Below are 26,829 nucleotides of genomic sequence, written 5' to 3'. Positions count from 1 at the left end.
GGACTGGGGTGGTGTTGGGGAGTGCTCGAATCGTTGCGCGGCGACGCCCTCACGCCCCGGCCGAGACTCTTCGAGCGAATCGCCGAGGGAAACCCGCTGACCGTGATCGGCGGACCACTGGGTTCGGGCAAGTCCGCCCTCGTGCATTCGTGGCTCGCTACTCCTCAGGCAGCTGATCTGCGGGCGGTGACGTTCGCCGCGCCGGATGCCGTTTCCGGAACGGCGGGGTTCTGGGACGAGGTGGACGCCGCGTTGCGCGGGTCGGCCGACGATCGGGCTGCCGTCCTGGTCCTGGACCTCCCCGAGCGAATCGGGGCGCGCGATGCCCGCGCGCGGATACGTGCCCTGCTGCGGGCGCTTCCGGGGCTCCGGGTCATCGTCACCACCCGGGTGGCGTCGGAGTTCGCCACGTGCTCGTTCCCGGACGTCGAGTCGACGGTGATCCTCGGGACCGAACTGGCGTTCACCGTCGAGGAGGTCGCGGCGAGCTTCGTGCGGGCGGGTGTGCACCTCGACCGGCGGGCCTACCGTGAGATTCACGAGACCGTCGGTGGCCATGCGGCCCTGGTGACCTCTGCGGTGGGGTTGGCGCGGGCCTTCGACGCCGACTTCGAGTACGAGTGGGCCCGTGCCGCCCGGTCCCTGGACCTGGCCGTCGACCGTTACGTCTACCGCCGGATCCTCGACGATCCGGTGCTGGCGCCGCACCGCTCTTTCCTGCTGTCCACCGCGGTCGCCCGGACCCTGACCGTGGAGGTCGCGCTCGCCCTCACCGGCGACGGTGCGCGCGAGCGGATCTCGACGCTCGAACGGGCAGGCGTGCTGGTGCGTGCGGCCGGTCCGCTGCTGGACGAGTGGCGCTACCCGGCCGCGTACCGGGCGTCGTTGGTGCGCGCGGCGCGGGCGGAGTCCGGTGTGCGGACCCTCCCGCAGTCGGCGGTGCTGACGGCGCACTTTCACGAGGCAGGCGACCTCGACGAGGAGTTGTTCCATGCGGTCGACGCCGGACTCTGGGACCGCGCCGCCTCGATTCTGCGGACGCACTGGGTCGAGATGATCTGCACCCGCCCGCAGCTGGTGTGGGAGAGCCTCGCCGCGCTGCCGCCGGAGGCACTCCACGGTTCCCCCGCGCTCGTCGCGGCGCGGGACCTGTTCCGCCGGTGGGAATCGGACAAGACCCGGCCGCCGCATCCGGCCGCGGTCGGCGTGCCACGCGTGAGCGTGGCCGCCCGCGAGCGGATGGCGCTCAACACCCTGCAGCTGATCCTGATGCGGTTGGCCGGCGAGTTCGGTCCGGCCGCCGAGCTGGCGGCCCGAGAATCGGAATCGGTCCTCGTCCTGGCGCCGTCGTGCCGGGACTCGGTGGGCGAGATCCTGCCGCTGCTGCGGCTGCAGTGGGGGATCACCAGGCAGCTGGCCGGTGACCTCGCCGGCGCCGCGGACGAGCTGCGACTGGCGTACGAGGGCGATGCGGTGCCCGGTGCCGAGTTCGTGCCGCGGAACGCGGCCGGGGCGCTCGCGCTGAACTACGCGCTGGCGGGTGAGTATCTTCACGCGGAGCGGTGGCTCGAGGCCGAGGCGCGTTTCGGGACGGTCGGTGGCTGGGTCGGGCCGATGGTGCGAGTCCCGGGGCTCGTTGCCCGTGCTCTCGTGGCCGTCGGCCGGTCGGAGACCGAGCGGGCCGCCCACACCCTGGCGGCGCTCGGCGACCCGTCCGATCGGGAGGAGTTGTGGGGCTTCGTCACCTACGCCCACTGCCTGCTGGCGCTGGCCACCGGTGAGGCCGAGCACGGCCTCGACCGGATTCGGCGGGCGACCGCGGTGTACGGCCGGTGGCTGGCGCCCGGCGCGGTGGCCGGTCCGCTGCTGGCCTCGGTGGAGGTGGAGCTCGGCAGCGCGCTGGGGCGTGCGTCCACCGCACGAACCGGCGACGCGTACGGACTCGACCCGGTGGTCGCGTTGGCCCGGGCTCGCGCCGACTTCCTGGCCGGCGACTCGCGGGCCGCCGCGGAGGCCTGCGTCGCGCTGGGGCGCCGGTCCGACACCTGGGTGCGGACCCGGTTGGAGGCGGTGCTGCTCGGTGCGGCGGCACTGCACGACCTCGGTGACGGTACCGCCGCCGGCCGGGCCTGGCGGCGGGCGGTGGCGATCGCCGAGCAGACCGGGGCGGTGGGTGCGTTCTCGACGGTGCCTGCGGAGACGGTGAATGCGCTCGCCGCGGCCGAGCGCCCGGCACCCGGTCGCTGGCGGAGCCTGGATCCAGGCGACCGCGTCGAGCAGTTCCCGGCGCCGATCCGGTGGATCAGGCTCACCGAACGGGAGTCCGCGGTGCTGCGGGCCGTGTCCGGCGGTGCCACGGTCGCGGAAGTCGCCGTGTCACTGTATGTCTCGCCGAACACGGTGAAGACCCAGCTGCAGTCGATGTACCGCAAACTCGGTGTGCACACCCGAGCCGAGGCGATCCGGGTGGCACGGGAGATCGGGCTCGTCTAGTCAGCCGTAGACGGTGGTCTCGATCAGGTCGTGCCCGAGTTCCGGATGAATCGCGTTGGTCGGCGAGACTCCGTCTGCGCGGAACCAGCCCGCGTGCGCCTCCGGGTGTGGACCGACGACGCCGACCCGGCCTGCCGCGTAGTCGGCGACCACCGCGGCCGGCTGACCGCCTGCGTAGGTCGCGAGCACCTGTGCGGTGTGGTTCCGGTTCAGGGCGAAGGCGGGACCGTCCTGGAAGAACAGGGTGCGTTCGACGCCGCGCCACTTGACCGTGATCCGGGTGGCCGCGGTGGTCTTGACCGTCGCGTTGGATGCGGTGATGTACTGCCAGGTGTCGCCGGGCAGCAGGTTGAACCCCGGCGTCGCGCCGGCCAGGTAGCCGCCCAGACAGAAGCCGAGATAGTTTCCGCCGCCGGAGACCCAGTTCCGGATGACGTTGGCATGCGGCTGCATCACCGACCAGGCCGAGGAGAGGGAGCCACCGCCCGGCTGCGCGTACACGGTGGCGGTGTCGAGGACGGCCCGGGTGATCTTCAGCGGCTCCTTCGGCCCGACGAATGCCGTGCGGAAGGGGCGGGGCGAGGTCTGCAGCAGGGTGGCGACGGACTCGGGGCAGCCCGGCACGGACGCCGGCCCGCGGTAGACCAGCGCCAACGGCAACGGCGGCTCGCCAACGGAGAGTCTCGGCGGCAGCGCCCCGCTCGACTGCGCGACGGCGGGCGAGAGCCCGGCGGTTCCCGCCAGTAGTCCGGCGCCCGCGGCGCCGAGGAGCAGCCTCCGTCGATCGATCATGCAGACCTCCCGCTCGTGATGTCCCGTGCCGGGATTGGTTCGACGGTAACTGGTTTCGCGGTCAATGTGATGTAGGTATCAGCTCGGGCAATTCGTGTCCGCGGTCAGCGCCAGTGTGTCCCCGCGTGGGTGCCCACCCGGTCGACGAGGAGCCGGAAGAACGCGGCCGGGTCGGTGGCGACCGCGACCTCGGCGTTCGGCGGCCTGCCCCACATGCCCCGCCAGTCGGCGACAGTGCAACCGCGAGTGAGGGTTCCGGTCAGTTCGACGTCCACCGTGGCGGGCCGCAGGGTGGCGAGCGACGGGTCCAGGGCGAGCGCGGCGGCGAACGGGTCGTGCATGTGCGCGAGGAATCCCTGGTCGTGTTCGCGGTGGAACTCCAGGTAGAACCGCACCGCGTCCGTCAGCGCCCGGATCACGGGATTGGAGGTGACGGAACGGGTTCCGGCCGGATCGTCCTCGGTGACCGGTTCGGCGGGCGTGCTGCCCGCGGCCAGCGCCAACAGGTGCAGGTGCTCGGGTCGCATCTCGATGGTCTCGGTGATGTCGAGTGGGCAGACGATCGGCAGGCGGTCGGCGGGGGCCGCGGAGAAGGCGGCGAACACCTCGTGCGCGGCCTCCGGGTCCACCGAGATGTTCCACTCCGACTCGGGTGTGGTGTTTCCCGGGTGGTTGAACGCGCCGCCCATCACCACCAGGCGCCGAAGCAGGTGCGGCAGTTCGGGTTCCATCCGCAGGGCCAGGGCGAGATTGGTCAGCGGTCCGGTCACCAGCCCGGTGACCTCGCCGGGCCGTGACCGCGCCACCTCGACCCAGGCCTGGGCGGAGCTTCGCCGCGACACCTGTCGGGTCGACGCGGGCAGTTCCGCGTAGCCGATGCCCTGGGGGCCGTGGGTGTCCTCGGTAGTCCGCAGCGGGTCGGTCAGCGGACCCGGGGCGCCGAGGGTGACCTCGATGTCCGGCCGTCCGCAGAGGTCAAGCCAGGCCAGGTTGTTGGCGGCGACCTGCGGGGCGGGCACGTTCCCGGCCGTGCTCGCCACCGTCAGGATCTCGGCCTCGGGACTGGCCAGCAGGTACAGCAGGGCGAGTGAGTCGTCGATGCCGGTGTCGAGGTCGAGGATCAGTGGGACCGTTGCCGATTCGTCGGTCATCTCAGGCCTCGATCCGGACGTCGGCCTGGTGGTGCACCGGGAAGTTCACCGAGCGCGCGATGAAGCACATCTCGTGGGCCCGGTGGTGGAGCGCGTCGAGTCGGTCGCGGACGTCCGTCGCCGATCCCGTCGACGCAGGCACCGTGACCTCCGGCCGGAGCGTCACCTCGGCGAACTGTCCGGCGCCGCCGGGCTCCTCGGTCATCGTGCCGTTCGGGTGGTCGACGTACCCGGTCACCACCACCCCGGCCGCCGCCGCGAGGCCGAGGAACCAGAGCATGTGGCACTGGGACAGGGAGGCGACCAGCAGTTCCTCCGGGTTCCAGCGCGACGATTCGCCTCGGAACGAGGGGTCGGAGCTGCCCGGCAGGTCCGGCTTCCCTGGCGCCGAGACGACGTGGTCGCGGTCGTAGGCGCCAGGGTCCGCGGTGCCCTTGCCCACGTTGCCGGTCCACGTCACGGTGAGGTCGTAGCGATGTTCGCGCACCCCGCCGATTCTGCCAGCCCGCGAGCCCGTCGCGCTCCGGTCAGACCCAGTGCGGGGCGTCGGCGCCCCACTCGTGGGCGGGAAACGGATAGTCCTGACAACCCGGCAACGGGGGACGGGCGGCGGTGACCGCCCCGTGGGTGACGGTGGTGTCCGGGCCGGGTACCCGCGCGGCCGGCGGATCGGCGACCCGACCCGGTGCGTCGATCAGCCAGCGGGCGGTCCTGGCCAGCGACACCGACACCGCCCGCCCGGCGCCGTCGCCGCTGCGCAGGGTCAGCGCGTCGACGATCCCCGCGGCCAGCAGGTACCCGCTGGCGTGGTCGAGCGCCTGCACCGGCAGCGCGCCGGGATGCTCGCCGCCCTCGACGAGCGAGATGCCGGTCGCGGCCTGCACGATGGAGTCGAATCCCCGGCGGTGTGCCCACGGACCGTCGGTGCCCCACGCGCTGACCGAGCCGTGCACCTTCCCGGCTTCGGTGAGCCCGAACCGGTCGAGCGCGCCGGGTCGGTAGCCGGTGACGAGTACGTCGACGTCCGGCAGCAGCTCGCGCATCGACCGTGCCCCGTCGTCGGAACCGAGGTCCAGCAGCGCCGACCGCTTGCCCTGGCCGGTGTCGCGGTGCTGCCAGTCGATCTCGTGCAGGTGCGGCGGGTCGACGCGGAGCACCTGCGCCCCGAGCAGCGCCAGCGCCCGCCCGGCGACCGGGCCGGCCAGCACCCGGGTCAGGTCCAGGACCCGCAGCCCGGCGAGCGGACGGGCCGGATCGGTGGCACTGCCGGCGTGACCCAGCGGGGTCGGGTCGGTGTCGCGCGCCGATCCGGTCGTGGTCATCCGCACGATCGGCCCGGCGCCGGAGGCAACGCCCTGGGGATGGCGTGCCCACTGCGCCTCGGTCCGCACCCGCGCCGCGATCGCACCGGACTCGGCGGCCCGGTCCTCGACCTCCTGCGCCGACATCGTGCCGATCCGCGAGGACAGCACGCCCGCGTCGGCGTCCGCCCCGAGTTCGAGCGCGTCCAGCAGGCGGGTGCGATGGTGCGGGTAGTTGCCGTGGGTGCGAACCCACCCGTCGGCGGCGGCGAAGAACCCCGACATCGGCGCGAAGCCGGACACCGGTTCGCCGTCGATGCGCATCATCGCGTCCCCCGCGAACGACGCGGCGACCCGCTCCGGGTCGAGGACCCACGGGTGTGGCTCCAGTCCTCGGGCGACGAGCAGCCGGTCGACGGCCGAGCACAGCGCGCCGACGGACCCCAGGGCGAGGGCGGCGACCGGCAGCCGGGACGAGAGGTAGCCGTCGGCGGGCGGGAAGACCACGCGCCCCGAGGACTGCGGCAGCCCGCAGCCGTTCTGGTAGTCGGTGAGGAGCAACTCGGCGGACACCATCCCTGGACGCTATACCCCCAGCTAGCCTGGGCGGATGATTGCCGACCCCGCACGGACTTTCGGTCGCAGGCCCGCCGCCGCGCTGGGCGCGTTCGCCGTGGTCTCGGTGATCCACCTGGGCGCGCAGCTCGTCGGCGCGGACGGTGTGGCGAACGTGAGCCAGTGGTTCCTGATGCCGCTGCTCGCCGGGTTCCTGGCGCTCGCGACCCCCGCGCCGCGCCCCCGGCTGGTCCGGCTGACGCTGGTGGCGCTCGGTCTGTCCTGGCTCGGGGACGCCGCGCCGGACCTCGCGGACGGCGACACCGCGTTCCTGGTGATGATCGGGTTCTTCCTGCTGGCGCAGCTGGCGTACATCGCCGCGTTCTGGCCACACCGTGCCGCGAGCGTGCTGCGCCGACCGGCGGCGAGTGGCTACGTCGCGGTGATCGTCGCCCTGGTCGCGGCCTGCGCGCCGGGGGCGGGCCCGCTGCTCGTGCCCGCCCTGGTCTACGGCGTCTGTCTCGGCACGATGGCCGTGCTCAGCACGGCGCTCGGCCGGGTCGCGGCCGTCGGTGGGGCGCTGTTCCTGCTGTCCGACTCGCTGATCGCGCTCGGCGCGTTCGCGGACTGGTACCACCCGCCGCTCGAGGGTTTCGCGGTGATGCTCACCTACATCGTCGGGCAGGCGCTGCTGGTGTTCGGGGTGCTGGCGGCCACCCGGTCGACGGCCGCCGGCACCCCCGCGGCGACTACGTCCGCCGGACGCTGATCTCGAATCCCGCGGCCCGGAGCCGGTCGACGAGGGCGTCGCCGATGGCGGTGGCCGGGGTCAGCACGCCCGCGGCGTCCGGCAGCTTCTCGCCGTCGAACGCCAGCGCCAGCGCCGACTCGCCGAGCATCACCGCGGTCGCGGCGTACCCGGGGTCGCCCTGCGCCCGCACCCGGGCCGCGTACCGGGCGCCGGTGCTGGTGGTGGTGTAGAGGTCCATCGTGAAATGGCCTGTCCGGCGGGTCTTCTCGCTCGGACCCTCGCCGGGCGCGGGCAGCACGCGGTCGAGGAGGTAGCGGGTGGGGCCGAAGGCGAGACCGGCCATCAGCGCGCCGAGGCCGGCGGACACCCCGGCGGCGTACACGGGCGAGAGCGCGGACTGGCCGACACTCATCACCTCCCGGTACCTGAAGGCCCGGCCGTAGGCCCACTTGCGCAGCGAGTTGCTGCGGCGCACCACCCGGGTGTTCGTCGAGCCCATCACGAACGGAGCGGTGCGGCCGCGCAGGCCGGGCGCGATGTCCGAGCCCTTCACCATCTCGAAGTCGGACTGCCGGCCCAGGTCGGGTTCGGCGGCGAGGTCGGGGCTCAGCGAGTACGGGCCTGCCGCGACCCGGCGGGCGCCGCGGTCCAGCTTCACCGTGTCGACGAGGTTGCGCATCGAGTCGATGGTGCCGCCGCTGACCCCGCCCTTGAACGCGCTGACCAGCAGCGTGGTGTCGGTGAGGTCGCCCTCGCCGTCGGCGCTGACCTGCTGGTGCAGCACGTGCACGCCGAGGTCCGAGGGGATGGAGTCGACGCCGCAGGAGTGCACGATCCGGGCCCCGGAGGCCGCCGCCACGTCGTGGAACCGGTCGATGCTCTCGCGGCCGAAGAGCACCTCGCCGGACAGGTCGGCGTAGTCGGTGCCCGCCTCGGCGCAGGCCCGCACCAGGTCGATCCCGTACTTCGCGTACGGGCCGACGGTGGTGACCACGACGTGCGTCGAGCGCGCCAGCGCTGTCAGCGACTCCGGGTCGTCGGCGTCGGCGATCAGGATCGGCCACGCCGAGGCGCCGGGCAGCGACTCCCGCACCCGCTCGAGGCGCTCCCTGCTTCGGCCGGCGAGGCCGATCCGGGTGCCGTCGGGCGCGTGGCGGGCCAGGTACTCGGCGGTGAGCCTGCCGACAAAGCCGGAGGCGCCGTAGACGACGACGTCGAGGTCGCGGGTGCGGGTCATGCCGCCGAGCCTAGGTGGCGCAGGTCACCACGGCGAGGGCTGGTAGTCCTTGAGGAAGCAGCCGTAGAGGTCCACGCCGAGTTCGCCCTGCACGATGGGGTCGTACACCCGCGCCGCGCCGTCCACCAGGTCGAGCGGAGCGTGGAAGCCCTCGTCGGCCAGGCGCACCTTGGTGTAGTGCGGGCGTTCGTCGGTGATCCACCCCGTGTCCACCGCGGTCATCAGGATGCCGTCCTCGTCCAGCATCTCCTTCGCGCTGGTGCGGGTGAGCATGTTCAGCGCGGCCTTGGCCATGTTGGTGTGCGGGTGCCCGGCGCCCTTGTAGGCCCGGGAGAACTGGCCCTCCATTGCGGAGACGTTGACGACGTACTTGCGCCGGAAGTTCGACGCGGCCATCGCCGGACGCAGCCGCGAGACCAGGATGAACGGGGCCACCGAGTTGCACAGCTGCACCTCGAGGAGCTCGATCGGGTCCACCTCGGCGACCGTCTGCACCCAGCTGTTGGTGTGGGCGAGATCCGGCACCAGGCCGCCGGCGTCGATGGCGATGCCCTGCTCGATGCGTTCGAGCGAGGCCGACCCCGCGACCATGGCGAGCTCGCTGACCTGGTGCACGATCGACTGCGCGGCCTCGGGCAGCGAGCTGGCCAGGGCGGCCGGGTGGGCGTCGCTGGTCTTGCCGAAGGTCAGCACGTCCGGCAGCTCGCCTGCGGGCAGCGGACCGGACTCGGCCTCGGCCAGCGCGGAGTACGCGCCGGGGGAGCGACGCACCGTCTGCGCGGCGTTGTTGATCAGGATGTCCAGGGGGCCCTGGGCGGCCACCGAGTCCGCCAGCGAGACCACCTGGGCGGGGTCGCGCAGGTCGATGCCGACGACACGGAGCCGGTGGATCCAGTCGGCGCTGTCCTCCATCGCCTTGAACCGGCGGATCGCGTCGTTGGGGAAGCGGGTGGTGATGGTCAGGTGGGCGCCGTCGCGGAGCAGTCGCAGCGCGATGTACATGCCGATCTTGGCGCGGCCGCCGGTCAGCAGGGCACGCCGGCCGGTGAGGTCGGTGCTGGCGTCGCGCTTGGCGTGGCTGCTGGCCGCGCAGTCCGGGCAGAGCTGGTGGTAGAAGGCGTCGACCACCGTGTAGCGCTGCTTGCAGATGTAGCAGGGCCGCGGCCGGATCAGGGTTCCGGCGCTCGCGCCCGCGGTGTTGGAGCTGATCAGTACGCCGGCGGTCTCGTCGTCGATGCGTTCCGGCGAGCCGGTCGCGGTCGCGGCGACCACGGCGCGGTCGGCCTCGGAGACCAGGTCGCGGGCCTGGATCCGGCGTCGACGCTTGAGTTCCTTGAACATCTTGCCGCTGGCGCGCTGCAGCAGCTGGGAATCGGGGTGGTCGGCGTCGAGGTCGCCGGCCGCGGCCAGTACCCGGATGCAGGTCTCCAGGTCGGCGGGATCGATACCTGTCATTGGATGTGCCATCGGTTGCAAGCTCAGTTCTGATCTCGTCGTACTGGTCACCGCAGATCCTACCGAGTCGGCGGCCACCAGCCGATTCGCCCGCTGCCAACTGGTGACATCGGTGCCGGGCACGAGGAAAATTCTTGGTGTCGGGGGGCCGAGGGAGGCCAGAGTCATGAACGAGCAAGGAACGAACGAGTACAGCGCGGACGGCAGCGGGGCGTGGCACCCGACCCTGCACGCGGAGTCGGTGGTGCCGGTATGCGCGCCGGTGCAGAAGGACGGCCCGTTCCTGCCGGAGCTGACCGAGATCGATCCACTGGTGCGGGTGCCCGAGGCGCGACGGGACTTCAACGTGGGCGGTGCGGGCGTCACGGTGGCGGTGCTCGACACCGGGCTGCGGACCACCCACGTGGACTTCGCGGGCCGGGTGATGCCGGGCCGGAACCTGACGGGCGGCGACCCGGCCGACGTCACGGACCGGCACGGCCACGGCACCCACGTCGCGGGCATCGCCTGCGCCGGCCGGATCCACACCGGCGTGGCACCGAACGCGCGGGTGGTGCCGATCAAGGTCCTGCGTGACGACGGCACCGGCAGCTTCGCGGACATCCGGGACGGACTGGACTGGGTGCTCGACCACCGTGAGGCGTTGGGCATCTCCGCGGTCTGCATGGCGATGTGCGCCTCGGACAACCGGGTCACCGACACCGACATGCCCGGTGACGCGATCGGGGCACTGCTGCAGGAGCTTTCGGATGCCGACGTCGCCTGCTGCGTCAGCGCGGGCAGCGAGTACTACGCGCACGGCGGTCTGCAGGGGATGAGCTACCCGGCGATCTTCCGGCAGGCGATCAGCGTCGGCTCCGTCTACGACGCGGACGAGGGACCGTTCCGGTACCGCGACGGTGCCAAGGCCTTCAGCACGGCGCCGGACCGGCTGACCCCGTTCTCGCAGCGCCTGCACCACAAGCTCGGTGGGCCGTGCGCCACGTCGGTGTTCGCGCCGGCATCACCGGTCGCCTCCACCGGGATCAGCAACGACACCGGGGAGTCGCTCCAGAACGGAGTCAGCCGCGCGACGCCGGTCGCAGCCGGCCTGGTGGCGCTGTTGCAGTCCTTCTGCCTGCGGACGACGGGACGGTTGCCTGCCGTCGCGGACCTGCTCCGCTGGCTGGACCGCGGCGCCGCGGTGATCTACGACGGCGACGACGAACACGACAACGTGGGGCACAGCGGCCTGACGTACCCACGAGCGAGCGCAGGCGGCAGCCTGCTGGCGTGTGCGCGGGAACTCGCGATGCGCGAGCTGACGGCGGCCGAGCAGGCCGGTACGCGGACGGCGCATCGGGAGCCGGTGATGTCCGCGAGGTGAGAACAGTTGCGGCACAACGCGGTCCGGCCGAGAAGTGAGACTGCAAAACAAAGAAGGCCCCGGATCGAAATCCGGGACCTTCTCAGTTCTGTCTCAACCAGAGTGCGCGAGGGGGGACTTGAACCCCCACGTCCATTAGTAGGACACTAGCACCTCAAGCTAGCGCGTCTGCCATTCCGCCACTCGCGCTTGCACACACTGTGTTGCTTGCTCGCTGCTCTCGCTGCGTGCTGGAAAAGATTAACCCAGAGAGGGTCAAAGCCCCAAATCGTCCCGTATCTGCAGGTCAGAAGGCTGTTTTGTGGGTGGATCCACGGCTCGGCGGCGGAAACGGGTGGCGTTCGGTGGGCGGTGGTAGGAAAGGGAGGTGTCCGAGACGGCGAAATCCCCGCAGCCCCAGAAGTCCCAGCAGTCCGAACCGGCCCGCGGCCGTGCCGAGGCGGAGGTGGTCGAGCTCGTCAGCGCACTGATCCGGTTCGACACCTCGAACACCGGTGAGCCCGAGACCACCAAGGGCGAACGCGAGTGCGCCGAGTGGGTGGCGGCCCAGCTCGAGGAGGTGGGTTACGAGACGGAGTACGTCGAGTCAGGTGCGCCCGGCCGCGGCAATGTCTTCGCCCGGCTGCGCGGCGCCGACTCGGCCCGTGGCGCCCTGATGATCCACGGCCACCTCGACGTGGTGCCGGCCGAACCCGCCGACTGGAGCGTGCACCCCTTCTCCGGTGCGGTGGCGGACGGATACGTGTGGGGCCGCGGCGCGATCGACATGAAGGACATGGTCGGCATGACGCTGGCGCTGGCCCGGCAGTTCAAGGCCGAGGGCACCGTGCCGCCGCGCGACCTGGTGTTCGCGTTCCTCGCCGACGAGGAGGCGGGCGGCAAGTTCGGGTCGCAGTGGCTGGTCGAGCACCGACCGGACCTGTTCGACGGCGTCACCGAGGCGGTCGGCGAGGTGGGCGGCTTCTCGCTGACCGTGCCGCGTCCGGACGGCAGCGACGCCCGGCTGTACCTGGTCGAGACCGCGGAGAAGGGACTCGGGTGGATGCGGCTGACCGCGAAGGCCCGCGCCGGACACGGTTCCTTCCTGCACGAGGACAACGCGGTGACGATCCTCGCGGAGGCGGTGGCGCGGCTCGGCAGGCACACCTTCCCGCTGGTCGTGCCGGACTCGGTCGCCGAGTTCCTCGGGGCGGTCGGCGAGACGACGGGCCTCGAGTTCGACCCGCACTCGCCCGACATCGACGGCACCCTGGAGAAGCTCGGCACCATCTCGCGGATCATCGGCGCCACGCTGCGTGACACCGCCAACCCGACCATGCTGGCCGCCGGCTACAAGGCGAACGTGATCCCGCAGACCGCGTCGGCCGTCGTCGACTGCCGGGTGCTGCCGGGCCGGCAGGCGGCGTTCGAGCGGGAGGTCGACGAGCTGATCGGACCCGACGTCACCCGGGAGTGGATCACCAAGCTCGACTCCTACGAGACCACCTTCGACGGCCACCTGGTCGACGCGATGAACGCCGCGATCCTGGCGCACGACCCGAACGGTCGCACCGTGCCGTACATGCTCTCCGGGGGCACGGACGCAAAAGCGTTCGCCAAGTTGGGGATTCGGTGCTTCGGCTTCGCTCCGCTGCAGCTCCCGCCGGAACTGGACTTCACCGCGCTCTTCCACGGCGTCGACGAGCGAGTGCCGGTGGACGCACTAGAGTTCGGTACCCGGGTGCTCGAGCACTTCTTGTTGAGCAGCTGAGAGATCTTCACGCCGGCCGAGCCGCCCCTTCGACGAAAGGAACCCCATGTCGCACGACCCGTACGGACCGCTCCCGGTGCTGCCGACCTTCGAGCTGACCTCCGAGCAGATCACCGAGGGCGGCGAGGTGCCCCCCGCGCAGCGCAGCGGCATCTTCGGCGTCCCCGGCGGCGAGGACGTCTCTCCGCAGCTGTCCTGGTCCGGGTTCCCGCCCGAGACGAAGAGCTTCGCGGTGACGATGTTCGACCCGGACGCGCCGACCGCGTCCGGCTTCTGGCACTGGGCCGTCGCCAACATCCCGGCCTCGGTCACCTCGCTGGCCGCCGACGCCGGCGACGGCACGGGCGCGGGACTGCCCGCGGGCGCCGTCACCCTCAAGAACGACGGCGGCGGACACCGCTACCTGGGCTCGGCGCCGCCGGTCGGGCACGGCCCGCACCGCTACATCTTCGCCGTCCACGCCCTGAGCGTGGAGACCGTCGACGGACTGACCGCGGACTCCACTCCGGCCTTCCTCGGGTTCAACCTGTTCGGCCTCGCGATCGCCCGGGCGACGCTCACCGCGACGTTCGGTCACTGAGCGAGCCTGCCCGGATACGACTGAACGGGAGTTCCCGGAGGAACTCCCGTTCAGTGTTGAGCAACGAGCGGTGCGAACTACTTCTTGGCGGCAGGCGGCGCGTTCAGCAGGGTGATGAACGGGTTCGCGTTGGCGGCCATGGCGCCGAGGCCGCCGACCGCGGTGCCGACGAGCGAGGCACCCGAGCCCAGCAGCAGTGCGCCACCGATGCAACCGGCGATCGGGCCGGCGCCGAACAGCATTGCGGCCGGAGCGGAGACCACGCCCGCGGCGACGGCGCCGAGCAGGCAGCCGCCGACCAGGCCGGTCGCGCCGCCGAGGAAGCCGCCGACCGCACCCGTCAGGGTGAGGTTGTCCTTGACACCGGCGACCGCGGCGGGCAGGTCGATGTCCTTGATCGGCAGGCCGATGTCGTTGACCGGCAGGGCGACGGGGGTCGCGACGGCCGGGTTGGTGTCGGCGGTGAGGGTGGCGGTGCGGCCGTCGATCTTGGCGGCGACCGGGTGAGAGATGCCGTCGACGGCGAGTGCCAGCGGCACCGAGTCGACGATCACGCCGTTCGCGTCCTTGACCACGAGGCGGTTGTTCTCGTTGCTCAGCGAGCCGGCGCTGGTCGAGACGATGACGTGGTCACCGTCCTGGGTGACGTTCCAGCCGACGGCGGGCGCCGGCGCGGGTGCGGGCGCGGCGTAGGCGGTGCCGGCCACGATTCCCACGGACGCGATGGTCATGGCTGCGACGGCCATCGGGTTGGTCATCTTCATTCTCGGTGTGTTCCTTCTCGTTGGTCCAGGGGGACGCTGACGAGATGAAACGTAGAGGCGCAATGCGTCCACTCGTTTGACGCTAGGTGTCCAACAGGTGGCGGCTGGTGACCAGATGCTTACAATCGCCGCACTCAACCGCGGCTCGCCGCGAGAATTGCCCGAATTCTCCGGAGTGTCTGGTATTCAACGCATTTCATGGGTGTGTTGTCTATTGGATGAGCGATAACCAGTACGCCCGCCGGTGTGAGTCACCGCTTCCTCGGCATTGCCTGCCGCGCTACCGGCTCCCCTCACGGAGCGACAATGCAGCCCGGACCGAGGGGAGTGGCGGGGTTGACGGTGACGGTCTGGACGGGTCCGCCGGCCGAGGTCTGATATGCCATCAGTGAATGCTCGCCCGGCGCCGTCGGGGTCCACAACGTGACCTTGTGCCCGAGGATCACCGGCGTGCTGTAGTACGGGTCGATGTTCCAGGCGAGGTCCTGGGGGAACATGGTCGAATCGTTGGTGTAGTCGACAATGTCGGTACGCGGCTCGACCAGTCGTTCGGTACGGGCCACCACCAGATATGTGCATCCGACTCCGAACGGAGTGGTCGGTCCCGCGCTGAGGCCGGGGGAGATGGTCAGGTCGACGACCTCGGCCGAGGCCGTAGGTGCGGCCCCCAGCGCAGCAGCGGCACAGGCCGCCAGTGCAATGAGGGACAGGTTTGCCGGCGGCCATTTCTTCATACTGATGAGTCGGTTTCGGCAGGCCGTGTGTTACGCAGGATGTGAGCGATTTCGAGCGTGACGCCCGATCCGCAGCGGATTGGCGGAGATTCGCCCGCGCGATGACAGCGTCACACCGTTCGGCGACGGTCCCCTCACGGATTGCGCAGGTCGGCGGCGCTCCCTCCGGCGGTCAGGGGACCATCCAGGCGCCGCCGCCGGGCAGGAGTGTCAGTGCAAAGAACGCCACGCCGCCCGACGTGACGGTGGCGACCACCGGTCCGGACCCGGTGTGGACCTCGACGCTCGGCCCTTCGACGCGCACGGTGCCGGCCGCGCCGGTCGAGAGATTGCGCCAGTGGACCGTGTAGGGGGTCCCGGTGAATCGGGTGATGCCCGGCATTGCCGGGTCGGTGCTGGCCGTCACGTAGTTGATGTCGCCGGTGGGGAGGTTGGTCGCTGTGTGCCCGATCCACACCACGGGGACAGGGAAGACGGTGTCGGTCGGCGCGGCGGCGGCGGCCGGCTGTGCCGCGGAGAGCAGCGCCAATCCAGCTCCGGCGACGATGGATGCTCGGCGTAGACGGTGACGTTGTCTCATCGACGGTCCTCCCTGCCTGGTGGTCAGCTCCCGGTCGTGAGCACCGGCGCCGGCCGAAGGTTGCTGTCAGCCTACGTCCGCGCCGGGAGGCCCCGGGGGCATTCGGACCGGCAGTCCGTCGCTTCGTCAAAGCCGACAGCCCCGGCCGAGATTCTCGGCCGGGGCTGCTCTAGTTCTCCGTGACAGCGGGTGCGGGTTCAGACCCGGTGCTCGGCGCCGACCGCGTCGGACAGCGACCGGTACCCGCCCGCGCGCAGCCGCTGCGCCAGGCCCTTGTGGATCCGGCGCATCCAGAACGGTCCGCCGTAGATGAACCCGGTGTAGCCCTGCACCAGCGACGCGCCGGCCAGGATCCGCTCCCAGGCCTGGTCCGCGGTCTCGATGCCGCCGACCGAGATCAGCGTCAGCTTGCCGCCGACCCGCGCGTAGAGCCGCCGAAGCACCTCGACGGACCGATCGGCCACCGGAGCGCCGGACAGCCCGCCTGCGCCGATGGCGGCGACTTCGGCGTCGGGCGTCGCCAGGCCGGCCCGGCTGATGGTGGTGTTGGTCGCGACGATCCCGGCCAGGCCCAGCTCGAGGGCCAGGTCGGCGACCGCGTCCACGTCCTCGTCCGACAGGTCGGGCGCGATCTTCACCAGCACCGGCAGCTCGACGCAGTCGAGCACGGCCTGCAGCAGCGGCCGCAGGGACTCCACGGCCTGCAGGTCGCGCAGTCCGGGGGTGTTCGGCGAGCTGACGTTGACCACCATGAAGTCGGCCAACGGACCGAGCAGTCGCGCGCTGGTGGCGTAGTCACCGGCGGCGTCCTCGGCGGCCACGATCTTGGTCTTGCCGATGTTCGCGCCGATCGGGATGCCGGCGCGACGCTGGCGCAGGTGGTTGGCGGCCGCGCCCGCGCCGTGGTTGTTGAACCCCATCCGGTTGACCAGTGCCCGGTCGGCGGGCAGCCGGAACAGTCGCGGGGCCGGGTTACCGGGCTGGGCCTGCGCGGTCACCGTGCCGATCTCGGCGAACCCGAAACCGAGCGGACCCCACGCGTTGACGCCGGCGGCGTCCTTGTCGAACCCGGCGGCCAGGCCTAGCGGCGCGGGGAACTCCACGCCGAACGCGGTGCTGCGCAGCACCGGGTCCCGAACGCTCAGCACCCGCGCCACCAGGGCGCGGACCGGTCCGAACACGGTGACCGCACGCATCGCCCAGAAGGCCAGGTGGTGCACGCGTTCCGGCGGAACGAGGAACATCAGTCGAAGCAGCAAGCGGTACAACGGGTCTCCCTGTGTTTCCTGGTTACCGAGTGTTCTGGTCACTGTCCGGCGGTCTCGATGCGCTGCAGCCCGTCCCCGGTGCCGGACGCGACGAACAGGGTGCCGGTCTTCGAGTCCACCGCGACCGCGTTGGGCTGGCGGACGGTCGGGTAACGGTGCTTCTCGATCGGGATGCCGCTGGCGAGGTCGTAGCCGATGACCTCGTTGGTGCCGGTCACGGTCACCCACACCAGGTTGGTGCTCTCGTCGACCGTCACCGCGTACGGGGAATTCGGCACGGGGTAGCGCTGACGCATCATCAGCGGGTCGGTGGTCAGCGCGATCAGCTCACCGCCGGTGGTGTCGGTGACCAGGATCCGGCCGAAGTGGTCGGTGGCGAGGTTGGTCGCACCCTCGCCGGCCCGCAGGGCCATCCCGATCTGTCCCTTGTCCAGGAGCACGTTCGAGACCGAGGTCTGCTCGCGGTCCAGCGCCGTCACCTGGTCGCCGGTGACCCCGAGTGCGTCCACCGAAGCGAAGCCGGTCACCTTCGCGGTCTGCGCGCCGTCGGCGTCGAGTTCGAGCACCGTGCCGTCCTCGGTGCCGACGACCATGCCGCCGTCGTCGAGCAGCGTGGCCGAGCGCACCTCGCCGTCCACGTCGACGGTGCTGGTCTCGCCGTTGGCGAGGTTCACCCGCACCACCGAGCGGCCGGCGGGCACCACAACGGTGCCGGCGTGCGGCGCGGACAGCGCGGCGACCCCGCCGGGCAGCGGCACGTCCCGCGGCGGTGCGGCGACGTCGCCGGCCGGGTAGAGCAGCAGGTGCGTCGCGTCGTCGGTGAGCAGCACGACGGTGCCGGTCTCGGCGTCGAAGGCGGCGGCACCGACGGGCTGTCCGACGGGGACCACGGCGCCGGCCGGCTGGTTCGAGACGGCCGGCGACACGGCGGCGGTCGCGGCGGTGATCGTCTGCAGGTCCTCGCCCCCGTCACCACCGTCCGCGGAACAACCGGTCGCCAGCAGTAGCAGCGCCCCCGCCAGAACGGTCGTGGTGCGCGCCGCCGGTCTCCGCATGTGTGTCTCCTCGTGTCGCCGTGTGCCTGTGCCGACGGGTGTCTGTGTCGACGTGTGTTCCCTTTAGCATCCCTGATCCGGATCCGGGGCGGGAATCCGAGTCGGACATTCGGGGCCGCGCCGGGCTAGCGTGGGTTTTGGCACGGCTCACGGGGTGCCGGGGGGAGGGGTGAGCAGATGGACGCAGACGACCCGCCGCGGTTCGTTCTCGAGGACTTGACCGTCGGCGTCCACGCCTGCGGGTTCGGGCGCACGGACGACGGGGAGACCTTCGCGTTCCGGGTCCGCGGGCACCTGCTGCACCTGGAGGTGTACCGCCGCGGCTACGAGTCCGAGGTGCCCGAGCAGGCCGACGTGGTGGCCACCGCCGAGTGTGAGATCACCGACGTCGACCTCACCGACGAGCGGAGCATGACCGCGGTGGTGCGTGACGCGGTCGCCCGCGCCGAACCGGTGGACCCGGACCGCGACGGGCTGACGCTGCGCGCGCTGCTCACTCGGATCGGTGCGGCAATACCAACTGGGCGCCCGTCACCGGATGCGCGAGCACCTCGACCGGATGGCCGTACACCCGACTGAGCAGGGACTCCGTGAGCACCTCTCGGGGGCTGCCGTGCACGGCCAGGTGGCCGTCGGCGAGCACCGCGACGGTGTCCGCGTAGGCCGCCGCCAGCGCGAGGTCGTGCAGCACCACGACCACGGCGGCGCCCGCGCGGGCCCGATCGCGTGCCAGCGACATCACCGCCTCCTGGTGCCCGAGGTCCAGGGCCGCGGTCGGCTCGTCGAGCAGTAGCGTCCCGGTCCGCTGGGCCAGCACCCGGGCCAGCGCAACCCGGGACCGCTCGCCGCCCGAGAGGGCTGCGAACGACCGGTCGGCGAAGATCTCGACGTCGCACGCCGACATCGCCTCCCGCACCGCCTCGTCGTCCTCGTCGCGCAGGGGCGTCCGCAGCCACGGCGCCCGGCCCATCCGGACCACCTGCGTCGCGGTGAACGAGAAACCGACGGTGTGCTGCTGGGGGAGCACCGCACGACGCTGGGCCATGTCGGTGCCCGTCCAGTCGGCCAGCGGCCGGCCGTCGAGTTCGACGGTGCCGCCGGCGAGCGCCTGGTCGCCGGACAACGCGGCCAGCAGTGTCGACTTGCCGGCACCGTTGGGCCCGACCAGCGCCAGCACCTCGCCTGCGCGCACGTCCAGGCTCACCTCGTCGAGCACCCGGCGTCGACCGCGGTCCACGCTGACGCCGACGGCGCGCATGCTCACCTCGCCGGGCGCGGGCGGGGTCGGGACCGGCAGTTCGCGGGCGAGAATGCTCTGCACCCGGCGGGCGATCGCGCTCATGCCCAGCCTCCCTGCTGGTGCCGGGTGCGCCGCAGCATCCAGAAGAAGAAGGGCCCGCCGATCAGGGAGGTCAGCATGCCCAGCGGCAGGTCGGCGTTGGGCACCAGGGTGCGCGCGCCGAGGTCGGCCGCCAGCAGCACGATCGCGCCGCACAGGGCGCTGGCCGGGATCAGCAGCCGGTGGCCGGGTCCGACGATCATCCGCATCAGGTGCGGGACCACCAGGCCGACGAACAGGATGATGCCGGTGAACGCGACCGACGCCGAGACCAGCAGCGCGACCACCACCACGGCGAGCTGACGCAGGCGCTCGACGTTGACCCCGAGGTGCGCGGCGGCGCTCTCGCCGAGGGCGAGCAGGTCCAGCTTCGACGCCATCGCCATGCTCACCGCGATGCCGATCACGGCCATCGGGGCGACGATCGCGACCGCGTTCCAGGTGGCGCCGTTGAGGCTGCCCAGCTGCCAGAAGACGATCTGGTCGCGGGCGGCGGGGTTCGCGACGAAGGTGAAGAAGGCGATGAGTCCGCCTGCGAAGGCGTTGATGGCCACGCCGGTGAGTACCAGGGTCACCACCTCGGTCCGGCCCTCGGAGCGGGCCAGCAGGTAGACCAGGGCGGTGGTGATCAGGCCGGCGACGAAGGCGCCCGCCGCGACCGCGCTGCCCGCGACGAACGCGCCGCCGGTGACGATGACGAGGCTTGCACCGACCGCCGCGCCCGCGGAGACGCCGATGACGCCGGGTTCGGCCAGCGGGTTGGCGAAGACACCCTGGAGCAGGGCGCCCGCGCAGGCCAGCGCCGCGCCGACGATCACCGCGAGGGTCACCCGCGGGAAGCGCACCTGCCAGAGGGTGACCTCGCCGCTCGGGTGCGCGGGCATCGGTCCGATGTCGAGGCCGATGCGGTGCAGGATGCTGCCGATCACCTCGGCGGGGGCGGTCGGGACCTGACCGATGCAGGCCGACGCCACCGCCAGCACCAGCAGCAGCAGGGTCAGTGCGATCAGCACCGTCCCGCCGCGCACCCGGCGGCGGGCGGGGGTGGTCGGCGGCGTGGTGCTCTCGGGGTCGGCGGTCACGGGGTCGGCGGTGGTGGTCACTGGGCCGAGGGGGTGTACAGCGCCGTGGCCAGCGCGGCGAGGACGTCGCCGGTGCGGGGGCCGAAGCTGAGCAGCACGCTGTCCTGCATGTCCACCACCCGCTGGTTGCGGCCGGCGGGGGTCTGCGCGACGCCCGGGATCTTCGCCAGCCCGTCCAGCCCGCCGATGGAGTCCAGGCCGTTCGACATCATCAGGAACACGTCCGGCGCGGAGGCGACCATGGCCTCGCTGGTGATCGGCTGGAACTTCTGGGTCAGGCCGGCCTCGGTGCCGGCGTCGACGCCGCCGAGCGCCTCGATCAGCGAGTCGGCTCCCGAGCCCGGGCCGGCCATCATGGTGATGGCGGTGCCGCGCATGTAGAGGAACGCGATCTTCGGCTTGGCGCCGTCGGTCGGGGCCATGGCCGTCGCGGCCGCGATCTGGTCGGCGGTGCGCCGGCTCAGCTCGGCGCCCGCCGCGGGCACGCCGAGGGTGTCGGCGACGGCCTGGATCTGGCCGGGGACACCGGCGAGCGTCCGCGTCGGGTCGAAGAACACCACGGGCACGCCCGCCGCCCGCAACTGCTCCTGCACGGCCCGCGGGCCGATGGTGGTGTCGGTGAGGAACACCGTCGGGCGCAGGTTCAGGATCGCCTCCGCGGACAGCGAGTGCCCGCCCGGCGTGATGTCCGGCACGGACGCGACGGCGGGGAACCCGGAGGCGGTGTCGCGTCCGACCAGGTTCTTGCCCAGGCCGAGCGCGTACACCGTCTCCGTCAGCGTGCCGTACTGGTCCGCGGTGACGATGCGACTGGTGTCGGTGATCGTCACCGCGACCCCGTCCGCGCCCGTCACGGTCACCGGCAGCGTGGCGGCCGGGTTGTCCGCGATCGGCTGCGGGTCCAGGCTCGCCAGGGTGGCGGTGCTGCGCCCGGTCTGGCCGCTGGTGGCGGCGTCGTCCTGGGAGCCGCACCCCGCGGTCACCATGATCACCGTGACTGCGGCGGCGAGTGCGCCGAGAACGCGGCGGCGGTGATTGATCATCGGATGGTTGGCGCCGGTGACTCCTCGTGCCGAGGAGCGTGAAGGCGCCATCCTCCTTTCGCGGTTTGGTGCGGTTCGAGCCTGAGATCTCCTGCCGTGGGGCAGGAAGGAATTACTTGACGAGGTAGCTCTCGATGTCGGCCTCGAGCGCGGAGAAGAGGTCGCCGTTGAGCTGGTAGGCCAGGTTCACCTCGTCGATGAGCTGGCGCTGCTCATCCTCGGAGAGGGGGGCCGCGTCGAGCTTGGCGCGGTACTCGTCCTTGTAGACCTTGGGCTTCTCGATCTTGTCGAAGATGTAGAAGCGCAGGCCGTCCTCGGTGTAGCCGTAGGCGCGCTCGAGCATCCGGCGGATGATCTGGCCGCCGGACAGGTCGCCCATGTACCGGATGTAGTGGTGCGCAACGAAACCGGTCGACGAGTCGTACGCGACCTCGTTGATCCGCTCGATGTAGCGGGTGGTCGCCGGCAGCGCGGTGACCTGCTCGCGCCAGTCCTGCCCGAGCAGGAACTCGAGGTCGGCCTCGAGGGCCTCGGTGCGCAGCAGCTCCTCGCCGATGAACGGCGCGGCGACGGGGTCGCTCGCCTTGGCCCGGCCCGCCTCCTCGAGCGCGACGTACACCAGGTAGGTCTGGCCGATCAGGGCGGCGTGGGCGGCCGAGGTCAGCTTGCCGCCGAGCAGGTCGCCGACGAAGCGGGACTGCTCCGTGTTGCGGTGCGCCGCGTCGGTCTCGGACCGGATTCGTTCGGCCAGTCCCGGCGCCGTGGTGTCGGTCGCGTCCAGCGTCGTCATGCTCATCTCCCAGTGGGTTTGTCGTGGTTTGTCGAGACCTGCGCGGAGCGCGGTCGTCGAGTTGTAACTAGGTTAGCCTGCCCTTCCGGAACGCGTTGCAGTGGCAGACCAACCGGCCCACCGATCGGGGCGGAAAACGATCACCGGTCCGGCCGGCGGATGCGCCGTGTACTGCGGATACTTGGCGACGAGGGCCCGGATCCCGGCAGTGCCGTCGGGGCTGGTGGCGTTGACCACGCGGGCCTCGCAGTCGACGCGGACCCACCAGAGCAGGGTCCAGTCCTCGTCGTACTCGTCGACGAGCAGGCTGGCCCGGCCGGTGGCCGCGATGTGGTCGAGCCGACGCAGGTCGCGGGTGGACTTCGGCTTGTCGTCCACGGCGGAGTACACGAGGTCGTCCGCCGTCGCGAACACCAGCGGCACCAGGTGTGGGCGGCCCGCTGCGGTGACGGTGGCCATGCGTGCCACCCGCGCCGCGGCGAACCGCCGACGCTCTTCGTCGGCCTGCACGGTCCCCAGCCTAGGTGGCCGGGGCTCCGTCAGGCGCTGACGTCGTCCAGCGCCGCCGAGATCGCGGCGGGCAGCTCCAGCTCCCCGGATGCCAGTACACCGGTGTGCTGTGCGTAGTCGCGGGCGCCGACGATCGCGCTGGCGACCCCGGGGCGGTCCCGCACCCAGGCCAGGGCGACCGCGAGCGGCGAGGCGCCCAGGCCGTCCGCCGCGGTGACCACCGCCTCGACCACCCGTGCGGTCTCCGGGGTCAGGTAGCCGGCGATCAGCTCCGCGCCGGTCTCGGAGGCGCCGCGCGAGTCCGCCGGAACGCCGTCGCGGTACTTGCCGGTCAGTACACCGCCGGCCAGCGGGACCGCCGCCAGCAGCCCGACGCCGTGGTGGTCGGCCGCGGGGATCAGCTCGTCCTCGACGCCGCGGGCGAGAAGTGAGTACTCGGCCTGGGTGGCGACCAGCGGGGCGCTTGACGCCACGGTGGCCAGCTGCCAGCCCAGGTAGCCGCGGGCGCCGACGTAGCGGACCCGGCCCGAGGAGACGGCGTAGTCGAGGGTTGCGGCCACCTCGTCGACGGGGGTGAAGGGATCCCACGTCGCGACCTGCCACAGGTCGAGGTGGTCGGTGCCGAGGTCTCGCAGGGTCGCGTCGAGCTGGCCCAGCAGCGCACGCCGGGAGCAGTCCACCCGCTCGCGGCCCGGATGGATTCCGCCGCTGCTCGAGATCACCAGTTGCTCACGCGGGACCACGTCGTCGAGCAGTTCCGCGAGGATCCGCTGCGCGGTGCCGCCGCCGTAGAACGGTGACGAATCGACAAGGGTGCCACCGGCTTCGGTGAACCCGACCAGCTGAGCCGCCGCCTCGTCGCCGTCCGTGTCCCGACCCCACGACAGGGTGCCCAGCCCGAGTTGCGATACCCGGAGCCCGCTGTTGCCGACAGTGCGCTGCTTCATCAGATGTTCACCACAGATCTGGAGCGTAGTGGGGTCGGGAGCCATTTGCCGCAGCAACCCGCCCGGTACCGTGCACTGCGTGAATTACTTTGGAGCTGACCGGTGATCGGCGAATCCATGACCTGGCTGCAGGCGATCGTGCTCGGTGTCGTCCAGGGCCTGACCGAGTTCCTGCCGATCTCGTCCTCGGGGCACCTGCGGATCGTCTCGGAGGTGCTCTGGCAGGAGGACGCCGGAGCCTCGTTCACCGCGGTCACCCAGCTGGGCACCGAGGCCGCGGTGCTGGTCTACTTCGCGAAGGACATCGGCCGGATCGCGATGGCGTGGTTCCGGGGGCTGCGCGACGCCGGCCGCCGCGGGCACGACTACAAGATGGGCTGGTACGTCATCGTCGGCACCATCCCGGTCGGCATCCTCGGCCTGATCTTCAAGGACCAGGTCCGCACCGGGGCCCGAAACCTGTGGCTGGTGGCCACCATGCTGATCGTCTTCGCGGTGGTCATCGCGGCGGCCGAGTACTACGGCAGCAAGCGCAGGCCGATCGAGGCGCTGACCCTCAAGGACGGCATCCTGATGGGTTCGGCGCAGGCGCTGGCCCTGATCCCCGGCGTCTCCCGCTCGGGCGGCACCATCAGCGCCGGCCTGTTCCTCGGGCTGACCCGCGAGGCCGCCGCCAGGTACTCGTTCCTGCTGGCCATCCCCGCGGTGACCGCGGCAGGCCTGTTCAGCCTGCCCGACGCGTTCGAGCCGGCCGGTGAGGGCCTCAACGCGAGCGGCGCCCAGCTCCTGGTGGCCACGCTGATCGCCTTCGCCATCGGCTACGCGACGATCGCCTGGCTGCTGCGGTTCGTGGTCAACCACTCGATGTACTGGTTCGTCGGCTACCGCATCATCCTCGGCGTGGTGCTGCTCGCCCTGCTCGGCACCGGTGTGATCGCAGCCACCTAGGCTGATGCCATGACGGTGATTCTGTTGCGGCACGGGCGCTCGACGTCCAACACCGCGGGAACGCTCGCCGGCCGCTCGGCGGGCGTCGACCTCGACGACCGCGGTCGCGAGCAGGCGGCCGGGCTGGTGGCCAGGTTGTCCGGGCTGACGCTCGCGGCGATCGTCCGGTCCCCGCTGCTGCGCTGTGAGAACACGGTGGCCCCGCTCGCGGGCGAGCGCGGACTGGCGCCGGTGGTCGACGACGCGCTCGTCGAGGTCGACTACGGGCAGTGGACCGGCAGGCCCATCAAGGAGTTGCTCGGCGAGCCGCTGTGGAAGGTGGTCCAGCAGCACCCGTCCGCCGCGGTCTTCCCCGACGGCGAGGGCCTGGCCCAGGTGCAGGCGCGGTCGGTCGCCGCGGTCCGAGCGCACGACGCGAGGCTCGCGGACGAGCACGGCCGGGACGTGTTGTGGCTGGCCTGCACCCACGGCGACGTGATCAAGTCCGTGCTCGCCGACGCACTCGGCACCCACCTCGACGGCTTCCAGCGCATCGTCACCGATCCCGCCTCCATCAGCGTCGTCCGCTACACCACCACCCGCCCGTTCGTGCTGCGGATGAACGACACCGGCGGGGATCTGTCCGGGCTGGACGGCGCCGGTCGGTCGAAGGACACGGGGGTCGGCGCGTCGGACGCCGTGCCGGGCGGAGAGGTGGGATCTCCCGCGAAGGCGGATAATGAGGGCGGGACCGATCCCGAATGACCAGTGAGCAGCTGATTCGAACAGGTGGAGGTGCAGATGTCCCGAGCGATTCACGTATTTCGCACCCCTGATCGATTCATAGCCGGCACGGTGGGCGAACCCGGTGACCGGGTGTTCTACCTGCAGGCCGTCCACGATTCCCGGGTGGTCAGCGTGATGCTCGAGAAGCAGCAGGTCCAGGTGCTCGCCGACCGGATGGGACTGCTGCTCGACGAGGTGCACCGGCGGTTCGGCACCGCGATCCCACCCGAGGTGACGGACCTGTCGGACCTGAGCCCACTGATCATGCCGGTCGACTCCGAGTTCCGGGTCGGCACGATGGGCCTGGGCTGGGACTCCGACGCGGGCGCCGTGGTGGTCGAACTGCTGGCGGTCAGCGAGTCGGAGGTGGACGAGTCCGTGGTCCTCGACGACGTCGAGGAGGGCCCCGACGCGGTGCGGGTGTTCCTGACGCCCGAGCAGGCCCGGGAGTTCGCGCTGCGGTCGGTCCGGGTGATCGCCGCGGGCCGCGCGCCGTGCCCGCTGTGCGGTGAACCGCTCGCGCCGGACGGTCACATCTGCATCCGGACCAACGGCTACCGGCGCGGCGCCACATTCGGACACGCCGTCGAACCCACCGAAGAGAACTGACTTGACCGCCGACCTGACAGACCCCGGTGACCTCGACCTGCTCGCGACGGGCGAACTGACGGTCCTCGGACGGATCGTGACCGCGAGCAACGCGACGCTGGTCTGCGAGGCGTCCTCGAACGGCCAGAGCCTGCGCTGCGTGTACAAGCCGATCCGCGGGGAACGGCCGTTGTGGGACTTCCCGGACGGCACGCTCGCCGGCCGCGAGGTGGCGTCGTACCTGGTGTCCGAGGCGACCGGCTGGGGCGTCATCCCGCGCACCGTCCTGCGGGACGGGCCGTACGGGCCCGGCATGGTGCAGGAGTGGGTCGAGACGCCCGAACCGACCGGGGAACTCGGTGAGCGCCTGGGCCTGGTCGACGTGTGCCCGCCGGACGAGGTGCCGCCGGGCTGGTTCGACGTGCTGCGGGCCGAGGGCGCCGACGGCGAGGACGTCGCGCTGATTCACGCCGACGACCCGCGACTGCAGCGGATGGCGGTGCTCGACGTGCTGATCAACAACGCGGACCGCAAGGGCGGGCACGCGCTCGAGGGCGTCGACGGCTCGGTCTACGGGGTGGACCACGGCATCTGCCTGCACACCGACGACAAGCTGCGCACCGTGCTGTGGGGCTGGGCCGGTCAGCCGGTGGTCGGCGCGCTGCTGCCGGACATCGAGATGCTCGCCGGCCGGCTGGACGGTGAGCTCGCGGACCGACTGCACGAGCACATCACCGGTGACGAGGTGGACGCGTTGCGGGCCCGGACCGCCGCGCTGCTGGCCCGGCCGGTGATGCCGAGGCCGTTCGGGCACCGCACCATTCCCTGGCCGCCTTTCTGAGATCGCCGGTTGCCGGTGGATGCCACCGTGACACCACGAACCGCCGAATCCTCGCGTCGACCAATTGAGGCGACGACCGTCGCGTCCCTATACCCTGGACGAGCAGCCTGTGCCGATAATGAAGTGATTCCCACTGCGTGAGGA

General features: G+C 71.5%; 27 protein-coding genes and 1 tRNA gene. 10 read left to right on the top strand and 18 right to left on the bottom strand.

Features of this window, described 5'->3' with window-relative positions; all coding sequences use genetic code 11:
- Positions 1-21: 21 nt before the first annotated feature.
- Complete coding sequence (locus ACFO6S_RS12950; protein ID WP_378417519.1) at positions 22-2,493, top strand: LuxR C-terminal-related transcriptional regulator; 2,472 nt, start codon at positions 22-24, stop codon at positions 2,491-2,493.
- Here ACFO6S_RS12950 and ACFO6S_RS12945 read toward each other — a convergent pair whose 3' ends face one another.
- The 4 genes from ACFO6S_RS12945 to ACFO6S_RS12930 form a co-directional block, all read right to left on the bottom strand.
- Positions 2,494-3,285 (bottom strand): BPL-N domain-containing protein, encoded by a 792-nt coding sequence (locus ACFO6S_RS12945; protein WP_378417517.1) that lies wholly within the window; start codon positions 3,283-3,285, stop codon positions 2,494-2,496.
- A gap of 104 nt (positions 3,286-3,389) precedes the next feature.
- Complete coding sequence (locus ACFO6S_RS12940; RefSeq protein WP_378417515.1) at positions 3,390-4,436, bottom strand: nucleoside hydrolase; 1,047 nt, start codon at positions 4,434-4,436, stop codon at positions 3,390-3,392.
- 1 nt (position 4,437) lies between these two features.
- Positions 4,438-4,923 carry an OsmC family protein gene (locus tag ACFO6S_RS12935; RefSeq protein WP_378417514.1) on the bottom strand — a complete coding sequence of 162 codons (486 nt, stop codon included), beginning with the start codon at positions 4,921-4,923 and terminating at the stop codon, positions 4,438-4,440.
- 40 nt (positions 4,924-4,963) lie between these two features.
- Positions 4,964-6,313 (bottom strand): CoA transferase, encoded by a 1,350-nt coding sequence (locus ACFO6S_RS12930; RefSeq protein ID WP_378417512.1) that lies wholly within the window; start codon positions 6,311-6,313, stop codon positions 4,964-4,966.
- A gap of 34 nt (positions 6,314-6,347) precedes the next feature.
- On the opposite strand from ACFO6S_RS12930, the gene ACFO6S_RS12925 reads away from it, so the two are divergent.
- A complete protein-coding gene (locus ACFO6S_RS12925) occupies positions 6,348-7,061 on the top strand; it encodes a lysoplasmalogenase (protein ID WP_378417510.1) in 714 nt (237 codons plus the stop codon).
- On the opposite strand, the gene ACFO6S_RS12920 is transcribed toward ACFO6S_RS12925, so the two are convergent.
- Together ACFO6S_RS12920 and ACFO6S_RS12915 are read right to left on the bottom strand one after the other, a co-directional pair.
- Complete coding sequence (locus ACFO6S_RS12920; RefSeq protein ID WP_378417508.1) at positions 7,042-8,280, bottom strand: saccharopine dehydrogenase family protein; 1,239 nt, start codon at positions 8,278-8,280, stop codon at positions 7,042-7,044. The two genes, ACFO6S_RS12925 and ACFO6S_RS12920, sit on opposite strands and share 20 nt — an antisense overlap.
- 24 nt (positions 8,281-8,304) lie before the next feature.
- The gene (locus tag ACFO6S_RS12915; protein WP_378417506.1) at positions 8,305-9,747 is read right to left on the bottom strand and encodes an SDR family NAD(P)-dependent oxidoreductase; all 1,443 of its coding nucleotides are present in this window, start codon (positions 9,745-9,747) and stop codon (positions 8,305-8,307) included.
- 154 nt (positions 9,748-9,901) lie between these two features.
- Here ACFO6S_RS12915 and ACFO6S_RS12910 point away from each other — a divergent pair, with 154 nt between their 5' ends.
- The gene (locus tag ACFO6S_RS12910; RefSeq protein ID WP_378417504.1) at positions 9,902-11,101 is read left to right on the top strand and encodes a S8 family peptidase; all 1,200 of its coding nucleotides are present in this window, start codon (positions 9,902-9,904) and stop codon (positions 11,099-11,101) included.
- 103 nt (positions 11,102-11,204) lie between these two features.
- Here ACFO6S_RS12910 and ACFO6S_RS12905 read toward each other — a convergent pair.
- Positions 11,205-11,290, bottom strand: a tRNA-Leu gene (locus ACFO6S_RS12905).
- 178 nt (positions 11,291-11,468) lie between these two features.
- On the opposite strand from ACFO6S_RS12905, the gene ACFO6S_RS12900 reads away from it, so the two are divergent.
- Entirely contained in the window at positions 11,469-12,851 is a 1,383-nt protein-coding gene (locus tag ACFO6S_RS12900) for a M20/M25/M40 family metallo-hydrolase (protein ID WP_378417502.1), read from the top strand.
- A gap of 46 nt (positions 12,852-12,897) precedes the next feature.
- Positions 12,898-13,431, top strand: a complete 534-nt coding sequence (locus tag ACFO6S_RS12895) for a YbhB/YbcL family Raf kinase inhibitor-like protein (protein WP_378417500.1) — start codon at positions 12,898-12,900, stop codon at positions 13,429-13,431.
- Positions 13,432-13,508: 77 nt separating this feature from the next.
- Here the strand turns inward: ACFO6S_RS12895 and ACFO6S_RS12890 are convergent, their stop codons facing one another.
- The 5 genes from ACFO6S_RS12890 to ACFO6S_RS12870 all read right to left on the bottom strand — a co-directional run bounded on the left by ACFO6S_RS12890 (position 13,509) and on the right by ACFO6S_RS12870 (position 17,832).
- Positions 13,509-14,195 carry a DUF8020 domain-containing protein gene (locus ACFO6S_RS12890; protein ID WP_378417499.1) on the bottom strand — a complete coding sequence of 229 codons (687 nt, stop codon included), beginning with the start codon at positions 14,193-14,195 and terminating at the stop codon, positions 13,509-13,511.
- A 293-nt stretch (positions 14,196-14,488) separates the two neighbouring features.
- Positions 14,489-14,929, bottom strand: a complete 441-nt coding sequence (locus ACFO6S_RS12885; RefSeq protein ID WP_378417498.1) for a hypothetical protein — start codon at positions 14,927-14,929, stop codon at positions 14,489-14,491.
- 172 nt (positions 14,930-15,101) lie between these two features.
- The gene (locus ACFO6S_RS12880; protein WP_378417497.1) at positions 15,102-15,509 is read right to left on the bottom strand and encodes a hypothetical protein; all 408 of its coding nucleotides are present in this window, start codon (positions 15,507-15,509) and stop codon (positions 15,102-15,104) included.
- 197 nt (positions 15,510-15,706) lie between these two features.
- On the bottom strand, positions 15,707-16,777 hold the full coding sequence (locus tag ACFO6S_RS12875; RefSeq protein ID WP_378417495.1) for a quinone-dependent dihydroorotate dehydrogenase: 1,071 nt from the start codon (positions 16,775-16,777) through the stop codon (positions 15,707-15,709).
- A gap of 38 nt (positions 16,778-16,815) precedes the next feature.
- Positions 16,816-17,832: a YncE family protein gene (locus tag ACFO6S_RS12870; RefSeq protein ID WP_378417494.1), complete on the bottom strand. Its 1,017-nt coding sequence runs from the start codon at positions 17,830-17,832 to the stop codon at positions 16,816-16,818.
- A gap of 177 nt (positions 17,833-18,009) precedes the next feature.
- Here ACFO6S_RS12870 and ACFO6S_RS12865 point away from each other — a divergent pair, with 177 nt between their 5' ends.
- Complete coding sequence (locus tag ACFO6S_RS12865; protein ID WP_378417492.1) at positions 18,010-18,411, top strand: hypothetical protein; 402 nt, start codon at positions 18,010-18,012, stop codon at positions 18,409-18,411.
- On the opposite strand, the gene ACFO6S_RS12860 is transcribed toward ACFO6S_RS12865, so the two are convergent.
- The 6 genes from ACFO6S_RS12860 to ACFO6S_RS12835 form a co-directional block, all read right to left on the bottom strand.
- Positions 18,326-19,174 (bottom strand): heme ABC transporter ATP-binding protein, encoded by an 849-nt coding sequence (locus ACFO6S_RS12860; protein ID WP_378417491.1) that lies wholly within the window; start codon positions 19,172-19,174, stop codon positions 18,326-18,328. The genes ACFO6S_RS12865 and ACFO6S_RS12860 overlap by 86 nt on opposite strands.
- On the bottom strand, positions 19,171-20,199 hold the full coding sequence (locus tag ACFO6S_RS12855) for a FecCD family ABC transporter permease (RefSeq protein ID WP_378417686.1): 1,029 nt from the start codon (positions 20,197-20,199) through the stop codon (positions 19,171-19,173). The genes ACFO6S_RS12860 and ACFO6S_RS12855 overlap by 4 nt, the downstream gene beginning before the upstream one ends.
- Before the next feature lie 71 nt (positions 20,200-20,270).
- On the bottom strand, positions 20,271-21,239 hold the full coding sequence (locus ACFO6S_RS12850; protein ID WP_378417684.1) for a heme/hemin ABC transporter substrate-binding protein: 969 nt from the start codon (positions 21,237-21,239) through the stop codon (positions 20,271-20,273).
- A 169-nt stretch (positions 21,240-21,408) separates the two neighbouring features.
- Positions 21,409-22,086, bottom strand: a complete 678-nt coding sequence (locus tag ACFO6S_RS12845) for a biliverdin-producing heme oxygenase (protein WP_378417489.1) — start codon at positions 22,084-22,086, stop codon at positions 21,409-21,411.
- A 72-nt stretch (positions 22,087-22,158) separates the two neighbouring features.
- On the bottom strand, positions 22,159-22,596 hold the full coding sequence (locus tag ACFO6S_RS12840) for a TIGR03668 family PPOX class F420-dependent oxidoreductase (protein ID WP_378417487.1): 438 nt from the start codon (positions 22,594-22,596) through the stop codon (positions 22,159-22,161).
- A 29-nt stretch (positions 22,597-22,625) separates the two neighbouring features.
- Positions 22,626-23,543 (bottom strand): aldo/keto reductase, encoded by a 918-nt coding sequence (locus ACFO6S_RS12835; RefSeq protein ID WP_378417486.1) that lies wholly within the window; start codon positions 23,541-23,543, stop codon positions 22,626-22,628.
- A gap of 105 nt (positions 23,544-23,648) precedes the next feature.
- On the opposite strand from ACFO6S_RS12835, the gene ACFO6S_RS12830 reads away from it, so the two are divergent.
- From ACFO6S_RS12830 to ACFO6S_RS12815, 4 genes are read left to right on the top strand one after another with little or no spacing between them, the layout of a single operon-like run.
- Complete coding sequence (locus ACFO6S_RS12830; protein ID WP_378417683.1) at positions 23,649-24,491, top strand: undecaprenyl-diphosphate phosphatase; 843 nt, start codon at positions 23,649-23,651, stop codon at positions 24,489-24,491.
- Positions 24,492-24,500: 9 nt separating this feature from the next.
- Entirely contained in the window at positions 24,501-25,235 is a 735-nt protein-coding gene (locus ACFO6S_RS12825) for a histidine phosphatase family protein (protein ID WP_378417484.1), read from the top strand.
- A gap of 36 nt (positions 25,236-25,271) precedes the next feature.
- Positions 25,272-25,865: a DUF3090 domain-containing protein gene (locus ACFO6S_RS12820; protein WP_378417483.1), complete on the top strand. Its 594-nt coding sequence runs from the start codon at positions 25,272-25,274 to the stop codon at positions 25,863-25,865.
- Between the two features lies 1 nt (position 25,866).
- Positions 25,867-26,685: an SCO1664 family protein gene (locus tag ACFO6S_RS12815; RefSeq protein WP_378417481.1), complete on the top strand. Its 819-nt coding sequence runs from the start codon at positions 25,867-25,869 to the stop codon at positions 26,683-26,685.
- Positions 26,686-26,829 lie beyond the last annotated feature (144 nt).

The organism is Rhodococcus kronopolitis (genome assembly GCF_042654025.1).
GTDB lineage: Bacteria > Actinomycetota > Actinomycetes > Mycobacteriales > Mycobacteriaceae > Rhodococcus_G > Rhodococcus_G kronopolitis.
This window is presented reverse-complemented; position numbering and strand designations above follow the sequence as displayed.

What these genes read in the sequence shown, in the direction of transcription:
- ACFO6S_RS12820 (WP_378417483.1), top strand. Translation starts at nt 25,272, where the DNA reads ATGTCCCGAGCGATTCACGTATTTCGCACCCCTGATCGATTCATAGCC.
- ACFO6S_RS12850 (WP_378417684.1), bottom strand. Translation starts at nt 21,239, where the DNA reads ATGGTGACCGCGGGGTGCGGCTCCCAGGACGACGCCGCCACCAGCGGC.
- ACFO6S_RS12860 (WP_378417491.1), bottom strand. Translation starts at nt 19,174, where the DNA reads ATGAGCGCGATCGCCCGCCGGGTGCAGAGCATTCTCGCCCGCGAACTG.
- ACFO6S_RS12930 (WP_378417512.1), bottom strand. Translation starts at nt 6,313, where the DNA reads ATGGTGTCCGCCGAGTTGCTCCTCACCGACTACCAGAACGGCTGCGGG.
- ACFO6S_RS12885 (WP_378417498.1), bottom strand. Translation starts at nt 14,929, where the DNA reads ATGAAGAAATGGCCGCCGGCAAACCTGTCCCTCATTGCACTGGCGGCC.
- ACFO6S_RS12920 (WP_378417508.1), bottom strand. Translation starts at nt 8,280, where the DNA reads ATGACCCGCACCCGCGACCTCGACGTCGTCGTCTACGGCGCCTCCGGC.
- ACFO6S_RS12895 (WP_378417500.1), top strand. Translation starts at nt 12,898, where the DNA reads ATGTCGCACGACCCGTACGGACCGCTCCCGGTGCTGCCGACCTTCGAG.
- ACFO6S_RS12890 (WP_378417499.1), bottom strand. Translation starts at nt 14,195, where the DNA reads ATGAAGATGACCAACCCGATGGCCGTCGCAGCCATGACCATCGCGTCC.
- ACFO6S_RS12915 (WP_378417506.1), bottom strand. Translation starts at nt 9,747, where the DNA reads ATGGCACATCCAATGACAGGTATCGATCCCGCCGACCTGGAGACCTGC.
- ACFO6S_RS12940 (WP_378417515.1), bottom strand. Translation starts at nt 4,436, where the DNA reads ATGACCGACGAATCGGCAACGGTCCCACTGATCCTCGACCTCGACACC.
- ACFO6S_RS12835 (WP_378417486.1), bottom strand. Translation starts at nt 23,543, where the DNA reads ATGAAGCAGCGCACTGTCGGCAACAGCGGGCTCCGGGTATCGCAACTC.
- ACFO6S_RS12865 (WP_378417492.1), top strand. Translation starts at nt 18,010, where the DNA reads ATGGACGCAGACGACCCGCCGCGGTTCGTTCTCGAGGACTTGACCGTC.
- ACFO6S_RS12945 (WP_378417517.1), bottom strand. Translation starts at nt 3,285, where the DNA reads ATGATCGATCGACGGAGGCTGCTCCTCGGCGCCGCGGGCGCCGGACTA.
- ACFO6S_RS12870 (WP_378417494.1), bottom strand. Translation starts at nt 17,832, where the DNA reads ATGCGGAGACCGGCGGCGCGCACCACGACCGTTCTGGCGGGGGCGCTG.
- ACFO6S_RS12825 (WP_378417484.1), top strand. Translation starts at nt 24,501, where the DNA reads ATGACGGTGATTCTGTTGCGGCACGGGCGCTCGACGTCCAACACCGCG.
- ACFO6S_RS12845 (WP_378417489.1), bottom strand. Translation starts at nt 22,086, where the DNA reads ATGACGACGCTGGACGCGACCGACACCACGGCGCCGGGACTGGCCGAA.
- ACFO6S_RS12910 (WP_378417504.1), top strand. Translation starts at nt 9,902, where the DNA reads ATGAACGAGCAAGGAACGAACGAGTACAGCGCGGACGGCAGCGGGGCG.
- ACFO6S_RS12880 (WP_378417497.1), bottom strand. Translation starts at nt 15,509, where the DNA reads ATGAGACAACGTCACCGTCTACGCCGAGCATCCATCGTCGCCGGAGCT.
- ACFO6S_RS12925 (WP_378417510.1), top strand. Translation starts at nt 6,348, where the DNA reads ATGATTGCCGACCCCGCACGGACTTTCGGTCGCAGGCCCGCCGCCGCG.